Source organism: Citrobacter portucalensis, from assembly GCF_002042885.1.
Taxonomy (GTDB): domain Bacteria; phylum Pseudomonadota; class Gammaproteobacteria; order Enterobacterales; family Enterobacteriaceae; genus Citrobacter; species Citrobacter portucalensis.
The window spans coordinates 98,072-114,601 of record NZ_MVFY01000003.1 but is presented as its reverse complement, the minus strand read 5'-3'; the positions used below and the strand labels follow the sequence as shown (position 1 = coordinate 114,601).

Sequence of the window (16,530 nt, the reverse complement as noted above, 5' to 3'; positions counted from 1 at the left end):
AAATGGCTGGTTTAAAACTACAGGCAGTAACCAAAAGCTGGGACGGCAAAACCCAGGTGATTAAACCGCTGACGCTGGACGTCGCGGACGGGGAATTTATCGTGATGGTTGGCCCATCCGGCTGCGGAAAGTCTACGCTGCTGCGGATGGTGGCTGGGCTGGAGCGGGTGAGCGGTGGCGATATCTGGATTGATAATAAACGCGTCACCGAGATGGAGCCGAAGGATCGCGGCATTGCGATGGTCTTTCAAAACTACGCGCTCTACCCGCATATGAGCGTGGAAGAAAACATGGCCTGGGGGCTGAAAATCCGCGGGATGGGCAAGGAGCACATTGCTGAACGGGTAAATGAGGCGGCGCGTATTCTCGAGCTGGGTGAGCTGCTCAAACGTCGTCCGCGCGAACTTTCTGGCGGTCAGCGCCAGCGCGTAGCGATGGGGCGAGCGATTGTGCGTGACCCAGCGGTATTCCTGTTCGATGAGCCGCTTTCTAACCTCGATGCCAAGCTGCGCGTGCAGATGCGTCTGGAGTTACAACATCTGCATCGCCGCCTGAAAACCACTTCGCTATACGTGACGCACGACCAGGTTGAAGCGATGACCCTCGCCCAACGGGTGATGGTGATGAACAAAGGCATTGCCGAGCAGATAGGTACACCGGTTGAGGTGTATGAAAAGCCTGCCAGCCGCTTTGTGGCGAGTTTTATCGGCAGCCCGGCGATGAACCTGCTGGACGGGTGCATCAGTACCTCGGGCACCCATTTTGAACTGGAGGGCGGCATGACGCTACCCATCGGCAGAAGCGCGAGAGAGTCTATTGGGCGTAAAATGACGTTGGGTATCCGCCCAGAGCATATTGCGCTAAGCTCGCAGGCCGAAGGCGGCGTGCCGTTGGTTGTTGATACACTGGAAATGCTGGGCGCAGATAACCTGGCACACGGACGCTGGGGCGAGCAAAAGCTGGTGGTGCGACTGGCGCATCAGCATCGCCCAACGGCAGGCAGCACGCTGTGGCTGCATCTGCCGGAAAATCATCTGCATCTTTTTGATGGCGAAACAGGACAACGCGTATGAGTAACTGGCCTTACCCCCATATTGTCGCCCATCGTGGCGGCGGTAAGCTGGCCCCGGAAAACACCCTGGCGGCGATCGACGTGGGGGCGCGATACGGGCATACCATGATCGAGTTTGACGCTAAATTGTCGAAAGACGGTGAGATCTTCTTACTGCATGATGACAACCTGGAGCGAACCAGCAACGGCTGGGGCGTGGCAGGCGAGCTGAACTGGCAGGATTTATTGCGCGTGGACGCCGGCGGCTGGTTTAGCGGTGAGTTTAAAGGTGAACCGCTGCCGCTGCTCTCGCAAGTGGCCGAGCGCTGCCGTCAGCACGGTATGATGGCGAATATTGAAATTAAACCCACAACCGGCACCGGAACGTTAACCGGCAAAGTCGTGGCGCTGGCCGCGCGGGAACTGTGGGCGGGAATGACGCCGCCACTATTGTCATCCTTTGAAATTGATGCACTTGAAGCGGCGCAGCTGGCGGTACCTGAACTGCCGAGAGGCTTGCTGCTTGATGAATGGCGCGAGGACTGGCGCGAGCTGACCATGCGGCTTGGCTGCGTCTCTATTCATCTTAATCACAAAATGCTGGATGAAGCGCGTGTGGATGCGCTGCGCGATGCGGGGCTACGTATTCTGGTATATACCGTCAACCGACCCCAGCGCGCGGCGGAACTGCTGCGCTGGGGCGTGGACTGCATCTGTACCGATGCCATTGATACGATTGGTCCGGATTTCCAACCTTTTTAAGGCCCAATCGTTTTTAACGGAACGTTAGGCTGCGGCGTGCTGGAGGGCTTCAGCATGTCGCCGTTCTTTTTCTCTGACAGCATATGTTGCTTATTCAGAGAGCTGTCCGGGTTACGGGTTCCACTCAACATCCCACCGTTGCTGTTGGGCAGCATTTGCTGCTGGCTGGGATTCAACTCGCCTGGCTGAGACTGAAGGACCCGCTGGGAGTTGGTGTTAATTTGGTTTTCCAGATGCTGTTGCTGCATACGCGTCTGGGTTTGCAACTGTTGGTTGAGCATCCCTTTCTGCTGAATTTGCTGCGTTTGCATTTGGGTTTGCATACGCTGCTGACTCGGGATCTGATAACCGGGTTGGTTCGGGTTATTCATGGTGTTGATGGGCTGTGCAAAGCCTGCAAACGGCAACAGCATGGCTAAAAGTAAGAGTCGTTTCATCGCTTTTCTCCTCTCGGGGATCTCTTAAGTTTACTCCTTTCTCGCCGTTACGATGATTATTTCAGAGTTATGCACCAGGCTTAGTGGGGGCCGACCCCTATACATCTGGAGAATAACGATGATAAAACCGACGTTTTTACGCCGGGTAGCCATTGCTGCTCTGCTCTCAGGAAGTTGTTTTAGCGTTGCTGCCGCGCCGGCTGCGCCACCGCCGGTATCTTACGGAGTCGAGGAAGATGTGTTCCATCCCGTACGCGCTAAGCAAGGGATGGTGGCCTCCGTGGATGCTTTAGCTACCCAGGTTGGGGTGGACATTCTTAAACAGGGCGGGAATGCCGTTGATGCCGCCGTGGCCGTTGGCTATGCGTTGGCGGTGACGCATCCCCAGGCGGGCAATCTGGGCGGCGGTGGTTTTATGCTGCTGCGTACCAAAGACGGTAACACCACAGCGATCGATTTTCGTGAAATGGCGCCTGCTGGCGCGACCCGTGATATGTTCCTTGATGAGCAGGGCAACGCCGATGCGAAAAAGTCGCTGACGTCGCATCTGGCATCCGGTACGCCGGGTACCGTGGCGGGTTTCTCGCTGGCGCTGGAGAAATACGGCACGATGCCGCTGAACAAAGTGGTGCGCCCGGCGATGAAGCTAGCGGAAGAGGGCTTTGTGGTTAATGACGCGCTGGCCGACGATCTGAAAACCTATGGCAGCGAAGTGCTCCCTAATCACGAGAATAGCAAAGCCATTTTCTGGAAGGACGGCGAGCCGCTGAAAAAGGGCGACAAGCTGGTGCAAAAGAATCTGGCGAAAAGCCTGGAAATGATTGCCGAAAACGGCCCGGATGCGTTTTATAAAGGGGCGATTGCCGACCAGATTGCCGGGGAAATGCAGAAGAACGGCGGGCTGATGACCAAAGAGGATTTAGCCAGCTATAAAGCCGTGGAGCGCACGCCGATCAGCGGTGACTATCGCGGGTATCAGGTCTTCTCCATGCCGCCGCCGTCCTCTGGCGGTATTCACATCGTGCAGATCCTCAATATTCTCGAAAACTTCGATATGAAGAAGTACGGATTTGGCAGCGCCGATGCTATGCAGGTTATGGCTGAAGCGGAGAAATATGCTTACGCCGACCGTTCAGAATATCTGGGCGACCCGGATTTTGTGAAAGTGCCGTGGCAAGCGCTGACCAACAAAGCCTATGCTAAAACGCTTGCCGATCAGATTGATATCAACAAGGCTAAGCCTTCCAGCCAGATCAAACCGGGCAAACTCGCCCCGTATGAAAGCAACCAGACTACGCACTTCTCGGTAGTGGATAAAGACGGCAATGCCGTGGCGGTAACGTATACCCTGAATACCACCTTCGGGACCGGCATCGTGGCGGGTAACACCGGTATTCTGCTGAATAATGAAATGGACGACTTCTCCGCTAAGCCGGGCGTGCCGAACGTTTATGGACTGGTGGGCGGTGATGCCAACGCGGTTGGACCGAAGAAGCGTCCGCTGTCGTCGATGTCGCCGACTATCGTGGTAAAAGACGGGAAAACCTGGCTGGTTACCGGCAGCCCAGGTGGAAGCCGAATCATCACTACCGTATTGCAAATGGTGGTCAACAGCATTGATTTTGGGATGAACGTCGCCGAAGCGACCAACGCACCGCGCTTCCATCATCAATGGTTGCCGGATGAACTGCGCATCGAGAAGGGCTTCAGCCCGGATACAATCAAGCTGCTGGAGCAAAAAGGACAGAAAGTAGCGCTGAAAGAGGCGATGGGCAGCACGCAGAGCATTATGGTTGGACCGGATGGCGCACTGTATGGTGCTTCTGACCCGCGTTCCGTGGATGACTTAACGGCGGGGTACTGATTTTTGATTAATAGCCCGGTGTCAGGCACCGGGCGTTTTGTTGGCTATGCCGTGAGTAACCGCGCTGGATTATCAATACAGAGCTTGCGAAGAGTATCGTTGTCTACTCCACGGGCAGCCAGATAGGCGAGGAAAACATTCGGGACAAACCCCCAACCGTTCCCCCCATTTATTGCCCACATCTGTTTGAGAAAAACATCATGGCTTAAAACTATCTGATCGGCGTAACCCAGTTCAATCAGATGAGCTACCGCATCTGCGGTCTCCTGAACGCCTGGGGCGATACCTTCTTTAGGGAAAGTGATGTCCAGGCCAATCATGTCAAATTCAAGCCATACGCCACGGTCGAGCATTTTACGTTGATAGGCAACATCTTTTCCTGACGGGTCCGAGTGTGCCAGCGAAACTTTTGCCGGAGAGACGTTCATCTCTTCAAGGACAATATCCAGCACCTCATCACCCAGTCGCAGCCACCCTGGCATATGGATATTCATCGCCGTATGGGGATTATTACGTTGTGCCAGAGACGCTGCCCGCAGACTGTTACGCTCCGCTTGGGTAAATGCGGGTGACACGCCAATTTCACCGATCATACCGGCGCGAATATCTGTCTCGCCAATCCCTTGATTCAGTTCCTTATCAATCAGTGCGGCTAATGAATCGACAGGTTTATGGATCCTGGTGCTTTCAAACTTCTCCAGATAAGGTCCTGATGAAGCAACGATATTCAAACCGGTTTTTATTGCCACTTCCCGTAACGATGAGGCGTCCCGACCGATAGACTCAGAACCCGTCGCGTCGACAATCGTCCTGCCTCCTAGTGACATAAAATTATTGATTTCAAAGATGACATCATCAATCTCTTTTCTGTCCATGTTATCGGCGCAGCAGTATGGGTCGTGTTTCAGTCCCCACTGTAGGTCAGCACTGACTTTTTTTCCTACCAGTTGCTGTGAAAAAGCATAATGTGGTTCATCAACAACGGATGACAGATCGTTAAACAGATGCTCATGCGGGAGCGTTAGCCCCATATCAGTGTGCGCCACTGGGCCTGTCACGGTTTGCAGGAAACCTTTCATCCTGACACCTCCATTTTTTGCGCCATTTTGGATGCTCTGTATTCAGGAATGGTGGTAACAATTGCGCCCACTAACGCGAACAACGTGCCGATGATGGTGACCAGATAGACCGTATTGCCTAAGGATGGGATCAATTCATCAATCAATACCGACCCAAGCAACTGGCCTGCGGTAGATGCTACACCCAGCATTAGCAGACCTAAGCCTCTGACCAGAATCGCCATCAGCCCGATGGACAGCAGACCCAGCGGGCCACCGAGATACATCCACCACGTATCGGGTAACTGGACGGTGACATGGCCTAATGCGACACGTATTGCCAGTGCAGCGCCCAGCACACAAAAGCCGACAATGAAGTTCCAGGTAATGGAAACCAGCATAGAACCCGTGGCCTCGGCAACTTTGGCATTTCCAGCAGGCTGCCAGCCAGCGAGTAATCCTGCCAAAAATGGAAGGATAGCGAGCAGGATAAAGGAGGTTGAATGCCATTGTGGCGACACGACAAAAATCGTGGCGATAACCGCGAACAATGCGCCAGCAACGCGCCATGGGGTGAAGTATTTCTTCTCATCAACACCGACACCAAAACGGTCGCACAGCAGGCCGGAAAGGAGCAGGGCGGAAATTAATGCAGTTTGAAAGGTGGCCACGCCCAACGCGCTGGCAGATGCGCCTTCAGAAAATACGACCATCGCACCACATAATCCTGCAAACCAATTCCATAGCGGGATTTTTCTCTTTTTAATCAGCGTCGGGATCGAGGCGAATTGCTGGCGTGTTTCTTTACGCGCAATAATAATGAAAAACATGACGACCAGACCGCTGGCGAACGAGATTACTGCACAAGCATTACCATCTTGCAACCAGTGTCCCAATTGCCCATTAACGGCAGACTGCATTGGGGAAAGCATACCGGCTAAGATGGTTGCAAGCATCAGTAAGGGAGTTGAGTACTTATTTTTGTTCATACATCAATCCTTGTATTTTATAAAAGGAGTAACTTTCGTTACTCCATTGTTTTTTATTTTCTGGCGATGAATTGAAGCGTGTTAACCCACAGGTCGGTATAAAACGGCCAGGACATAAATTGCTGTGTTCCCCAGTGTGGCGAACAGTCGCTCATGAAGCAGGCGGTTTTACCCTGTTGGTATTCACCGAACACTAACAGCGGGTCATTATTTATTGTTAAAACGACATCGGCATCTTCTCTGGCGACAACCTGGTTATATCCAAGAAATACAGGGTAGTCTGAGAATCCGTTAACGACAGGATGTTCCGGGGAGATAGCCTCAGCGTAGATACCCTCTGGTTTTTCTACCCGGTCATCGCCGTCAAGCATAATAACTGGCAAAACCTCGGCAAGAATGGTGTTCTTGTAATTAGCCTTGGCCTCAATGCCCATAAATGACAGATAACCGCCAATCATGAGCAGACCACCACCATTTCTGACATACTCTTTAATTGATTCCAGAGCATTTGGCTTTATTTTTAGCTGATAGAACGTCTCGTTTTGCAACAGGAACGTATTGCTGCCGATATCGCTAATGACAATGACATCATAACGGTTTAGTTCATCAATGCTTTCTGGAAATGCAATTTGCACGGTGTGAGCCGGCATATAATCAATTTCTACACCACCTTTCTTTAAGCATTCAAGCAACCATGTAGCACCTTCTTCATATTTACTGGAGGTAAAACTGTCATAGCCTTTTGAATGAATCATGTGAATATGCCAGGATTCTCCAATAAAGAGCACCTTTAGTTTTTTCTGCGTATTGTTCATAGTCTGCTCCTTGATTTAGTGAGTAGAGATAGTTTGTTTGTAATGTGAGCCCTGAATGCGATGAAGAACGGATTCGTTTTCTGGCATGTCAGAGGCATTCGGTGTTTCAACAGCAAGCGAGGCGAATGCGCTGGCGTAGCACAATGCAGATGCCAGTGATTTTCCTTTAGCAAGGCCAGACGCGAGTGCGCCATTGAAGGCATCGCCAGCGCCAGCAGTATTTTTTACAACAGCCGGAAATGCCGGAGAATAGATGAATTGCGTTCCGTCATAAGCGAGAGAACCTTTGCTACCCAATGTGATAATGGTATTTTTGACGCCTTTCTGATGAATAATCTTTGCTGCACATTTGGCTGATTCAATATCGTTGACGGACATGTTTGCCAGCAGACCAGCTTCGGTTTCATTTGGCGTGATATAATCGATATCATCAATGATGGTATTAACCATTTCATTATATGGCGCTGGATTGATAATGACCGGGATATCATTTTTCTGCGCGAGGCGAATGGTTTGTTGAAGTGCCTCGTAATTTGTCTCCAGTTGTACGAGAACAATATCTGAATGAACGATGGCTTCTTTTTGTATGGTTATTTCATCAGGTGAAATTGTCATGTTAGCACCTGGATAGATAGCGATGACGTTATCCCCGGTATCTCCATTCACCATAATAGTCGCTGTACCTGTTTGTGTTTCTTTAGTCTGATAGATAACGCTGTTATGGATCTTTGATGAGTTTATAAAATTAATGGCGTAATCACTGAAATGGTCTGATCCTACTTTAGTAATAAAATGCACATCAGAATCGGCATAGCTTGCCGCTAATGCCTGATTGCATCCTTTACCTCCGGGCGAAAAAATAAATTTATCAGCAAGTAATGATTCGCCTGTCGAGGGTAGCCTCGGTAGGTAACTGATAATATCAACATTAAACGAGCCAATAACACATACATTATTCTTCATGGCAGAGAGACCTTTTTTTATTTTCTGCGCTGATTCATATTTTTCCAGCACATAAGCAATTTCGTTTTTTGCAACGTTATCAAGAGAGTCAAGGGTAATAAATGCACCACCATGACAGCGAGTGAGATATCCCTGCCCGGCAAGTTCATTGAGATCTGAGCGAATAGTTTCCTTTGTTACCTTGAGACTTTTCGCCAGATTTGAAACTTTTACAACTCCCGAAATACTGATTTCTTTCAATATTCTATGATGGCGTTCAAATTTCATTTTTTACCTCACCGTGGTTAAGTTAGTCCCAGGGGAAGTATATTGTTGTGATTGTCACCATAAAGTGATGGCAGAAACCAAAAAAAAACAAAAATGTAATATTAATATTATTAAAGTTACGAAAAATAGCGATGAAGATAGAAAGCTGAATAACCATATAATTCAGGTGGTTGTTAAGCCGAAACATGGCGGTGGGGGAAGGCGATAGGCTGTAATCAACAACTCTATGCCAGGACTGGATGGCGCTTCCGTTCTTGAATTTTTCGGTGGGATATAAAATAGATTGGCCTACAGCGTTCTGAACGATGTAGGCCTGACCGGTAGGTTATGGTGCATATCGCTGCAGTGATTCGGACCAGCGGAATATTTGGCTGCTTTTATCCTGTAGGCTAACGCGCTCTAAGTCATAAAATCCGTGCGTCTTTGCCGAGCGCATTTTGAGAATGTACTTACTTTCGCTGATGTCGTGCTGCCTTGTGCCGTCTTTATTCCAGTCTCCAGCAATGTCCGAATAGTAATAAACAAGGTCAGAAAACACGTTGATTATCTTGCTGTCTTTGATGGTGTAGAGTTCCAGCACTTCATAAAATGCGCCGCCGCCGGAATACGCATCAGAGTATCCACCCCGCACCCCGAATGCCAGGGTATCGGGTGCTATCCGGTACGGTGCCAGATCCAGCTTTGTATAATAAGCCAGCGGTCTGACGGACTCATCATCGCTCTCTTTTTCAGCGGCTTTATTCCACTCTGAGAGCTGGTTTAACGGTCTTTCCGAGCGTGCAATCGGCGTTAGCTGTGGATTCTGCCAGGAAAAAACGCCGAGATATAATTTATTAGCGCGCCCGTTGCTGTAGTTTTCCGGGCAGGTGTTATCCGCGTATTTATTTGCTTGCTCGGCGTCAGCCTTATTATCGGCAAAACAGGCAATGCCAATATATTTACCGTCTTTTCCCCAAGATTTAGCACCAGTCAGGATCAGGTTGTCAGGATCTTCATTCGGTGCAACCCAGGCAATCCACTGCTTTTCAGATAAGCCCTGAGGAAGCTCACCAAATCCTTTTGCAGGGGTTGCTCCTGCCATTTGCTCAGCAAAAATCTGTTTACCTTCAGTATGTTGGATAGCACTGGGTATGGAATCGAGATTTTGTACGGTAGTGGCAAAAGCAGGGGAGAGCGAGGCCAGCAAAACCAGGGGAAGAAACTTTTTCACTATTGCGTCCTTTCAATAATCAGGGCGATATGACTCGCCCTTAAATTTATTTCACGCGCGCCATAAAGTAGGCATCAACGTACTCACCGTTGCGCAGGCCGTATTTCTTACCGGTGCCTTCGATTTCAAAGCCGTACTTCTTATAGACTGCTACCGCAGGCTCATTATCAACAAATACCGTCAGCTCAATGCGCTCGACGCGCAGCCAGTTGTCGCACATGTCGATCATCGTACGAATCAGCGCGCTGGCAACGCCACGATTGTGCCACCTGCCATCCACGCAGATACCAAAATCGGCCACGTGGCTGCGGCGCGGGCGCTGCGCGACCTCAATACAGAGATGCCCCACGACGATATCGTCAATGCAGGCAACCAGCTGTTTGACACCGGCTTGCTCGGTTAGCCGCGCTTGCCACATTTCGAGGGAAGGATGAGGAACCTGTAGCGTATTGTGGTACACCTCCGGCTGGGCGTGGATCTGACGAATTGCGTCGTAATCTTTCGGTTCAGCGTGGCGTATCACTATCTCACTCATTCCTTATCTCCTGCAGGGTTAATTATGCATTTACACTCGCTGAGAAAGAAAAATCCGTCAACTGCATTTTTTTGCAAAAAGAAGTAGACAAGTGCGAATGAGAATGATTATTATTGCTCTGCATTCAGGGGAACCCCTACGGAGAACCTGAAAGCACGACATTGCTCACATTGCTTCCAGTATTACTTTAGCCAGCTTTTGCTGGCTTTTTTTTGGCTGGGTTTCGGGCTAGTTTGCTTGCCAGCTTAATCCCGGGCTGTGCTCGCAATCCTCACGTACTCTGTGTACGCTCCGGTTGCTGCGCGCAGGCCGTGAATAATCTGCCTACGCCACTTACGCCCGATCTTTTGGCTGTATAATGCGGTAGGCCGGATAAGGCAACGCCGCATCCGGCACGATGACAGGATGGATTCAGTCTCCAGCCGCTTTGCGCTATGGTGTAGACAATCACCTTCAAAAGGATCGTCTCATGACCTTACACTGCGCATTTATTGGTTTTGGTAAAAGCACCACCCGCTACCATTTGCCGTACGTCCTCAACCGCAAAAATAGCTGGCACGTCGCGCACATTTTCCGCCGCAACGCCAGGCCGGAAGAGCAGGCGCCGCAGTATTCGCATATTCACTTCACCAGCGACCTCGACGAGATCTTAAACGATCCACAGGTGAAACTGGTGATCGTCTGTACCCATGCTGACAGCCATTTTGAATATGCTAAACGCGCGCTGGAAGCGGGTAAAAATGTGCTGGTTGAGAAACCCTTCACGCCGACGCTTGCGCAAGCAAAAGAGCTGTTCGAACTGGCGCGAAGCAAAGGACTGACCGTTACGCCGTATCAGAATCGCCGTTTTGACTCCTGCTTCCTCACCGCGAAAAAAGCCATTGAGAGCGGCAAGCTCGGCAAGATTGTTGAGGTTGAAAGCCATTTCGATTACTACCGTCCTGAAGCAGAAACCAAGCCGGGACTGCCGCAGGACGGCGCGTTTTATGGTCTGGGCGTACACACCATGGATCAGATTATCTCGCTGTTCGGACGTCCCGATCATGTGGCCTATGACATCCGCAGCCTGCGCAACAAAGCGAACCCGGACGATACCTTTGAAGCGCAGCTGTTTTACGGCGACCTGAAAGCCATTGTTAAAACCAGTCATCTGGTGAAAATCGACTATCCGAAGTTTATCGTCCATGGCACCAAAGGCTCGTTTGTGAAGTACGGCATCGACCAGCAGGAAACCAGCCTGAAGGCCAATATCATGCCGGGTGAGCCAGGTTTCGCTGCTGATGATTCCATTGGGATGCTGGAGTACGTCAACGATGACGGCATCACGGTAAAAGAAGAGGTAAAGCCGGAAGTGGGGGATTACGGTCGCGTGTATGACGCGCTGTACCAGACGCTGACCACCGGTACGCCTAATTACGTCAAGGAATCTGAAGTTCTTACCAACCTGGAGATCCTCGAACGCGCCTTTGAACAGGCAACGCCTGCCACGATAACCCTCGCCAAATAGCCTGCACAGACTCCTCTGGGCTTGTTCATATTTTTTGAACAGAGGAGTCAATTTTCACCCTCTATGATCCCAGACGGATTGAGTCCACACTTACTCCATCGAAAACATCTGGGGGTGAACACAATGATCTACTTACGCAAAGCTAACGACCGTGGCCACGCTAATCATGGCTGGCTTGATTCCTGGCATACCTTCTCTTTTGCCAACTACTATGACCCGAACTTTATGGGGTTCTCGGCACTGCGCGTGATTAACGATGACGTGATCGATGCAGGTCAGGGATTTGGTACTCACCCCCATAAAGACATGGAAATCCTGACCTACGTGCTGGAAGGCGCGGTGGAGCATCAGGACAGCATGGGCAATAAAGAGCAGGTTCCGGCCGGTGAGTTTCAGATTATGAGCGCCGGGACGGGGATCCGTCACTCGGAGTACAACCCGAGCAATACTGAGAAGCTGCATCTGTATCAGATCTGGATCATGCCGCAGGAGAACGGTATTACACCGCGCTATGAACAGCGTCGTTTCGATGCCGCTCAGGGTAAACAACTGGTGCTGTCGCCGGATGCCCGTGATGGTTCACTGAAAGTGTACCAGGATATGGAGCTGTACCGTTGGGCGCTGGTCAAAGATGAGCAGTCGGTGCATCAGATTGCCGCGGAACGCCGCGTCTGGATCCAGGTGGTAAAAGGCAACGTGACGATTAACGGCACCAAAGCGACCACCAGCGACGGTCTGGCAATCTGGGATGAACAGGCAATTTCTATTCATGCCGACAGCGACAGTGAAGTGTTACTGTTTGACCTGCCGCCAGTCTAAAAATACACGTCATCCTTCAAGCCGCATCTGTGTTGGCTTTCCTCGCTCACCCCGGTCGCGTACTTAATGTACGCTCCCGGGGATTCACTGCGTCGCCGCCTTGATGCAACTCGAATGATTTTGTGTATTTATCACAATAAAAACTCCTTTTTTTCTCTGCAAAGGTTCACGCACGTCCGTGGTAAACTGGGAGAATCTATCCCTTTTTAACGCTTCAGGACGATGAAAAAGAAAAGACCCGTACTTCAGGATGTAGCCGACCGCGTGGGCGTGACCAAAATGACGGTCAGTCGCTTTTTGCGTAACCCGGAGCAGGTCTCCGTGGCGCTGCGGGGCAAAATTGCCGCTGCACTTGATGAGCTGGGTTATATTCCCAATCGCGCTCCTGATATCCTTTCTAACGCTACCAGCCGCGCTATCGGCGTGCTGTTACCGTCTCTCACTAACCAGGTTTTTGCTGAAGTGCTACGCGGCATTGAGGCTGTCACCGACGCCCATGGTTATCAAACGATGCTCGCGCACTACGGCTATAAGCCTGAGATGGAACAAGAGCGCCTGGAATCGATGCTGTCGTGGAATATTGATGGCCTGATCCTCACCGAACGTAGCCATACGCCCCGTACGCTGAAAATGATTGAAGTTGCCGGTATCCCGGTGGTTGAGCTGATGGACAGCCAGTCTCCGTGTCTGGATATCGCCGTCGGTTTCGACAACTTCGAAGCCGCGCGTCAGATGACTGCCGCTATTATCGCCCGCGGGCACCGTCATGTAGCCTATCTTGGCGCACGTCTTGATGAGCGTACTATCATCAAACAGAGAGGCTACGAGCAGGCAATGCGCGATGCCAACCTGGTGCCATACAGCGTGATGGTCGAACAGTCTTCTTCCTACTCCTCCGGTATTGAACTCATCCGTCAGGCGCGGCGTGAATACCCGCAGCTCGACGGCGTTTTCTGTACCAACGATGACCTGGCGGTAGGGGCGGCCTTCGAATGCCAGCGTTTAGGGCTGAAAATCCCGGATGACATGGCGATTGCCGGATTCCACGGTCACGACATCGGGCAGGTGATGGAGCCGCGTCTGGCGAGTGTGCTCACGCCACGTGAACGGATGGGCAGCATTGGCGCAGAACGCCTGCTGGCGCGCATTCGTGGTGAAGCAGTCACGCCTAAAATGTTAGATTTAGGTTTCACCTTGTCACCGGGCGGATCTATTTAAGCCAACAAGTTTGAAGTAGCTCACACTTATACACTTCGAGCACGAATGGATATTGCTTCTCTATTTATCCGGCTGGACAATGTTACCGATAACAGTTACCCGTAACAATTTCCTGATTCTTGTACCAGTGGGGGCAACGCTTTGAGCACGACTAATCATGATCACCACGTTTACGTTCTGATGGGCGTATCGGGCAGCGGTAAATCTGCTGTCGCCAGCGAAGTGGCGCATCAACTGCAGGCCGCGTTTCTTGATGGCGATTTTCTCCATCCGCGCAGCAACATCATGAAAATGGCTTCCGGTGAGCCACTCAACGATGACGACCGTAAACCGTGGCTACAGGCGCTGAATGACGCCGCTTTTGCGATGCAGCGTACCAATAAGGTTTCGCTGATCGTCTGTTCTGCCTTGAAAAAAGTATACCGCGACCAGTTGCGCGACGGTAACCCGAACCTCTCTTTCATTTATCTGAAAGGGGATTTTGACGTTATCGAAAGCCGTCTGAAGGCGCGTAAAGGCCACTTCTTCAAAACGCAGATGCTGGTTACCCAGTTTGAAGCGCTGGAAGAACCGGGTGCGAATGAAAACGATGTACTGGTGGTCGATATCGATCAACCACTGGACGGTGTGGTCGCCAGCACCATTGAGGTTATTAACCAAGGCAGTAAGTAGTGAGCACATTAACGCTTGTTTTAACAGCAGTAGGGTCCGTTTTATTACTGCTGTTTTTAGTGATGAAGGCGCGTATGCACGCCTTCGTTGCTTTGATGGTGGTATCCATTGGTGCAGGTCTCTTTTCCGGTATGCCGCTCGATAAAATCGCGGCGACCATGGAAAAAGGGATGGGAGGCACGCTCGGTTTCCTGGCGATTGTGGTGGCGCTGGGGGCGATGTTCGGCAAGATTTTGCATGAGACCGGCGCGGTCGATCAGATTGCCGTCAAAATGCTGAAATCCTTCGGTCATAGCCGCGCACATTACGCGATTGGCCTGGCCGGTCTGATTTGCGCGCTGCCGCTGTTCTTTGAGGTGGCGATTGTGCTGCTGATTAGCGTAGCATTCTCAATGGCGCGCCATACCGGTACTAACCTGGTTAAGTTGGTCATTCCGCTGTTTGCGGGCGTGGCGGCTGCCGCAGCGTTCCTGCTGCCGGGGCCTGCGCCGATGCTGCTGGCCTCTCAGATGCACGCCGACTTTGGCTGGATGATCCTGATTGGCCTGTGCGCCGCGATTCCGGGCATGATTATCGCCGGGCCGCTGTGGGGTAACTTCATCAGCCGTTACGTTGAGCTGCACGTACCGGAAGACATTACCGAGCCGCATCTGGGCGAAGGCAAAATGCCCTCCTTTGGCTTCAGCTTATCGCTTATCCTGCTGCCGCTGGTGCTGGTTGGTCTGAAAACCATCGCCGCACGCTTTGTTCCGGTCGGTTCTTCAACCTACGAATGGTTCGAGTTTATCGGTCATCCGTTTACCGCGATTCTGGTTGCCTGTCTGGTGGCGATTTACGGTCTGGCGGTGCGCCAGGGCATGCCAAAAGACCGCGTGATGGAAATCTGCGGCCATGCACTGCAGCCAGCGGGGATTATTCTGCTGGTGATTGGTGCTGGCGGCGTGTTCAAACAGGTACTGGTAGATTCCGGCGTTGGTCCTGCACTGGGCGAAGCGTTAACCGGTATGGGCTTGCCGATCGCTATCACCTGCTTCGTGCTGGCGGCGGCGGTGCGTATCATTCAGGGGTCCGCGACAGTGGCCTGCTTAACGGCGGTCGGTCTGGTGATGCCAGTGATTGAGCAACTGAACTACTCCGGTGCCCAGATGGCGGCGCTGTCTATCTGTATCGCGGGCGGCTCTATCGTGGTCAGCCACGTTAACGACGCTGGTTTTTGGTTGTTCGGTAAATTTACCGGCGCGACCGAAGCGCAAACGCTGAAGACCTGGACGATGATGGAAACCATCCTCGGTACGGTCGGCGCGATTGTCGGTATGATTGCTTTCCAGCTGTTGAGCTGATGGCATTGCCCGGTGGCGCTAGCGTTTACCGGGCCTGGAAACGAGCACATATCGACACCGTAGGCCGGGTAAGGCGAAGCCGCCACCCGGCTTTTTTACAGCACCATCACCCCATCCTCGGTTTTCAACCAACGCGGCGCTTTTAGCGTATCGGCGAAATAGCCCACTAAATCCTGCAGTAAATCACCCGCCACGCGTTCCATCTCGTCAGACAGCGTTTTACTCATCAGTAAATGCGTCAAAAGCTGGCAGTAACGCCCCATCTGATCTGGTTCGGGTTCAAAGAGGGGAGAGCGGGTCGGTAAGGTTTCTACCGTCAGGCTGGCCTGTAGATGCTGCGGTACAGGCTCCGTTAAGGTTGGTTGCAGTAGTGCCAGACAGGCCGACAGGCGCGCACAAATCGCCAGTTTTTCAACAGGGTCATGACATTCAACAAGCTCTTCGACAAAACGCTCACAGTTATCCGCCAGCTCGGTGAAGTCCGTGGCATGGCTAAAGGGCAGGGTAAATAAAGAGTGTGAAAAGAGAGGGGTCGTTGCCATAGGGCAGCCTCCGATGAGTGATTTTCATCCACCACTGGAGAGGCTAATCTCACTGGAGGTGGAGCCGAACAGGGTTAGCCTTACCGGCCTCATCGGATACCGGCGCGTCTTGCGACGCCCCCGCCCGGTCCACCATTGGAGTGTACCTAAGCGTGCGACACAAAAATACTTGCGTCACCGATGAAGGAGTTCAGAAGGCTAATTCTGGCACCTGATTTTGCAGGTGCAGCGAGAAGATAATGCTTATCCGTGATGCTGACAAGAGGGCATTCCGGAAGGCGCTTCGCAGAAATGAAAATACGTTTTCTCAGCGGTTTAAAAGCATAAGGAATACCTGGTATTACAGTGCAATGCCGTTCAGTTAAGCATGTAGGGTGAACATGTGATTATTGCTCAGGGTTCCGTTCACCTCAGTGGTGTCATTTCTCTGAAGCGCTGATGCCCGTGAACGTGCAAGGGAGGCTCACCGCCGCCTCCCTTG

General features: G+C 51.7%; 16 protein-coding genes and 1 pseudogene. 8 read left to right on the top strand and 9 right to left on the bottom strand.

The genetic code is table 11. From position 1 onward, the window contains the following. Positions 1-2 precede the first annotated feature (2 nt). A complete protein-coding gene (locus tag BZK40_RS05605; protein WP_008786359.1) occupies positions 3-1,073 on the top strand; it encodes a sn-glycerol-3-phosphate import ATP-binding protein UgpC in 1,071 nt (356 codons plus the stop codon). Continuing rightward, positions 1,070-1,813, top strand: a complete 744-nt coding sequence (gene ugpQ, locus BZK40_RS05600; protein ID WP_079934304.1) for a glycerophosphodiester phosphodiesterase — start codon at positions 1,070-1,072, stop codon at positions 1,811-1,813. The genes BZK40_RS05605 and ugpQ overlap by 4 nt, the downstream gene beginning before the upstream one ends. Here the strand turns inward: ugpQ and BZK40_RS05595 are convergent. After that, positions 1,810-2,250, bottom strand: coding sequence for a DUF2756 family protein (locus BZK40_RS05595; RefSeq protein ID WP_048215386.1), 441 nt, complete (start codon positions 2,248-2,250; stop codon positions 1,810-1,812). The genes ugpQ and BZK40_RS05595 overlap by 4 nt on opposite strands. Before the next feature lie 118 nt (positions 2,251-2,368). On the opposite strand from BZK40_RS05595, the gene ggt reads away from it, so the two are divergent. Then, on the top strand, positions 2,369-4,114 hold the full coding sequence (ggt, locus tag BZK40_RS05590; protein WP_003827593.1) for a gamma-glutamyltransferase: 1,746 nt from the start codon (positions 2,369-2,371) through the stop codon (positions 4,112-4,114). Positions 4,115-4,158: 44 nt separating this feature from the next. Here the strand turns inward: ggt and BZK40_RS05585 are convergent, their stop codons facing one another. The 6 genes from BZK40_RS05585 to yhhY all read right to left on the bottom strand — a co-directional run bounded on the left by BZK40_RS05585 (position 4,159) and on the right by yhhY (position 9,951). Further along, positions 4,159-5,193, bottom strand: a complete 1,035-nt coding sequence (locus tag BZK40_RS05585; RefSeq protein ID WP_079934303.1) for a phosphotriesterase family protein — start codon at positions 5,191-5,193, stop codon at positions 4,159-4,161. Continuing rightward, complete coding sequence (locus BZK40_RS05580; RefSeq protein ID WP_079934302.1) at positions 5,190-6,161, bottom strand: DMT family transporter; 972 nt, start codon at positions 6,159-6,161, stop codon at positions 5,190-5,192. Before BZK40_RS05580 ends, BZK40_RS05585 begins: the two co-directional genes overlap by 4 nt. Positions 6,162-6,214: 53 nt before the next feature. After that, complete coding sequence (locus BZK40_RS05575) at positions 6,215-6,976, bottom strand: glutamine amidotransferase (protein WP_079934301.1); 762 nt, start codon at positions 6,974-6,976, stop codon at positions 6,215-6,217. A 15-nt stretch (positions 6,977-6,991) separates the two neighbouring features. Then, the gene (locus tag BZK40_RS05570) at positions 6,992-8,206 is read right to left on the bottom strand and encodes a PfkB family carbohydrate kinase (RefSeq protein WP_079934300.1); all 1,215 of its coding nucleotides are present in this window, start codon (positions 8,204-8,206) and stop codon (positions 6,992-6,994) included. Between the two features lie 325 nt (positions 8,207-8,531). Further along, positions 8,532-9,416 (bottom strand): hypothetical protein, encoded by an 885-nt coding sequence (locus BZK40_RS05565; RefSeq protein ID WP_079934299.1) that lies wholly within the window; start codon positions 9,414-9,416, stop codon positions 8,532-8,534. A 46-nt stretch (positions 9,417-9,462) separates the two neighbouring features. After that, entirely contained in the window at positions 9,463-9,951 is a 489-nt protein-coding gene (yhhY, locus tag BZK40_RS05560; RefSeq protein WP_008786353.1) for an N-acetyltransferase, read from the bottom strand. Between the two features lie 469 nt (positions 9,952-10,420). Here yhhY and BZK40_RS05555 point away from each other — a divergent pair, with 469 nt between their 5' ends. The 5 genes from BZK40_RS05555 to gntU all read left to right on the top strand — a co-directional run bounded on the left by BZK40_RS05555 (position 10,421) and on the right by gntU (position 15,507). Further along, on the top strand, positions 10,421-11,458 hold the full coding sequence (locus BZK40_RS05555) for an oxidoreductase (RefSeq protein ID WP_071446689.1): 1,038 nt from the start codon (positions 10,421-10,423) through the stop codon (positions 11,456-11,458). A gap of 123 nt (positions 11,459-11,581) precedes the next feature. Beyond that, positions 11,582-12,277, top strand: coding sequence for a quercetin 2,3-dioxygenase (yhhW, locus tag BZK40_RS05550; protein WP_003023472.1), 696 nt, complete (start codon positions 11,582-11,584; stop codon positions 12,275-12,277). Positions 12,278-12,499: 222 nt separating this feature from the next. Further along, the gene (gene gntR / locus BZK40_RS05545) at positions 12,500-13,495 is read left to right on the top strand and encodes a gluconate operon transcriptional repressor GntR (RefSeq protein WP_008786351.1); all 996 of its coding nucleotides are present in this window, start codon (positions 12,500-12,502) and stop codon (positions 13,493-13,495) included. 141 nt (positions 13,496-13,636) lie between these two features. After that, the gene (gene gntK, locus BZK40_RS05540) at positions 13,637-14,167 is read left to right on the top strand and encodes a gluconokinase (RefSeq protein WP_003023475.1); all 531 of its coding nucleotides are present in this window, start codon (positions 13,637-13,639) and stop codon (positions 14,165-14,167) included. Then, positions 14,167-15,507, top strand: coding sequence for a gluconate transporter (gene gntU, locus BZK40_RS05535; RefSeq protein ID WP_003827609.1), 1,341 nt, complete (start codon positions 14,167-14,169; stop codon positions 15,505-15,507). Before gntK ends, gntU begins: the two co-directional genes overlap by 1 nt. Here gntU and BZK40_RS05530 read toward each other — a convergent pair. Both BZK40_RS05530 and BZK40_RS05525 read right to left on the bottom strand, forming a co-directional pair. Beyond that, positions 15,430-15,609: pseudogene (locus BZK40_RS05530) on the bottom strand (MarC family protein); the annotation flags it as partial. The gene gntU and the pseudogene BZK40_RS05530 overlap by 78 nt on opposite strands. Next, entirely contained in the window at positions 15,603-16,049 is a 447-nt protein-coding gene (locus BZK40_RS05525; RefSeq protein ID WP_079934298.1) for a hypothetical protein, read from the bottom strand. The pseudogene BZK40_RS05530 and the gene BZK40_RS05525, both read right to left, overlap by 7 nt. Positions 16,050-16,530: the final 481 nt, after the last annotated feature.

What these genes read in the sequence shown, in the direction of transcription:
- BZK40_RS05580 (WP_079934302.1), bottom strand. Translation starts at nt 6,161, where the DNA reads ATGAACAAAAATAAGTACTCAACTCCCTTACTGATGCTTGCAACCATC.
- BZK40_RS05555 (WP_071446689.1), top strand. Translation starts at nt 10,421, where the DNA reads ATGACCTTACACTGCGCATTTATTGGTTTTGGTAAAAGCACCACCCGC.
- BZK40_RS05575 (WP_079934301.1), bottom strand. Translation starts at nt 6,976, where the DNA reads ATGAACAATACGCAGAAAAAACTAAAGGTGCTCTTTATTGGAGAATCC.
- gntR (WP_008786351.1), top strand. Translation starts at nt 12,500, where the DNA reads ATGAAAAAGAAAAGACCCGTACTTCAGGATGTAGCCGACCGCGTGGGC.
- BZK40_RS05570 (WP_079934300.1), bottom strand. Translation starts at nt 8,206, where the DNA reads ATGAAATTTGAACGCCATCATAGAATATTGAAAGAAATCAGTATTTCG.
- BZK40_RS05585 (WP_079934303.1), bottom strand. Translation starts at nt 5,193, where the DNA reads ATGAAAGGTTTCCTGCAAACCGTGACAGGCCCAGTGGCGCACACTGAT.
- yhhY (WP_008786353.1), bottom strand. Translation starts at nt 9,951, where the DNA reads ATGAGTGAGATAGTGATACGCCACGCTGAACCGAAAGATTACGACGCA.
- ggt (WP_003827593.1), top strand. Translation starts at nt 2,369, where the DNA reads ATGATAAAACCGACGTTTTTACGCCGGGTAGCCATTGCTGCTCTGCTC.
- BZK40_RS05595 (WP_048215386.1), bottom strand. Translation starts at nt 2,250, where the DNA reads ATGAAACGACTCTTACTTTTAGCCATGCTGTTGCCGTTTGCAGGCTTT.
- ugpQ (WP_079934304.1), top strand. Translation starts at nt 1,070, where the DNA reads ATGAGTAACTGGCCTTACCCCCATATTGTCGCCCATCGTGGCGGCGGT.
- BZK40_RS05525 (WP_079934298.1), bottom strand. Translation starts at nt 16,049, where the DNA reads ATGGCAACGACCCCTCTCTTTTCACACTCTTTATTTACCCTGCCCTTT.
- BZK40_RS05605 (WP_008786359.1), top strand. Translation starts at nt 3, where the DNA reads ATGGCTGGTTTAAAACTACAGGCAGTAACCAAAAGCTGGGACGGCAAA.
- yhhW (WP_003023472.1), top strand. Translation starts at nt 11,582, where the DNA reads ATGATCTACTTACGCAAAGCTAACGACCGTGGCCACGCTAATCATGGC.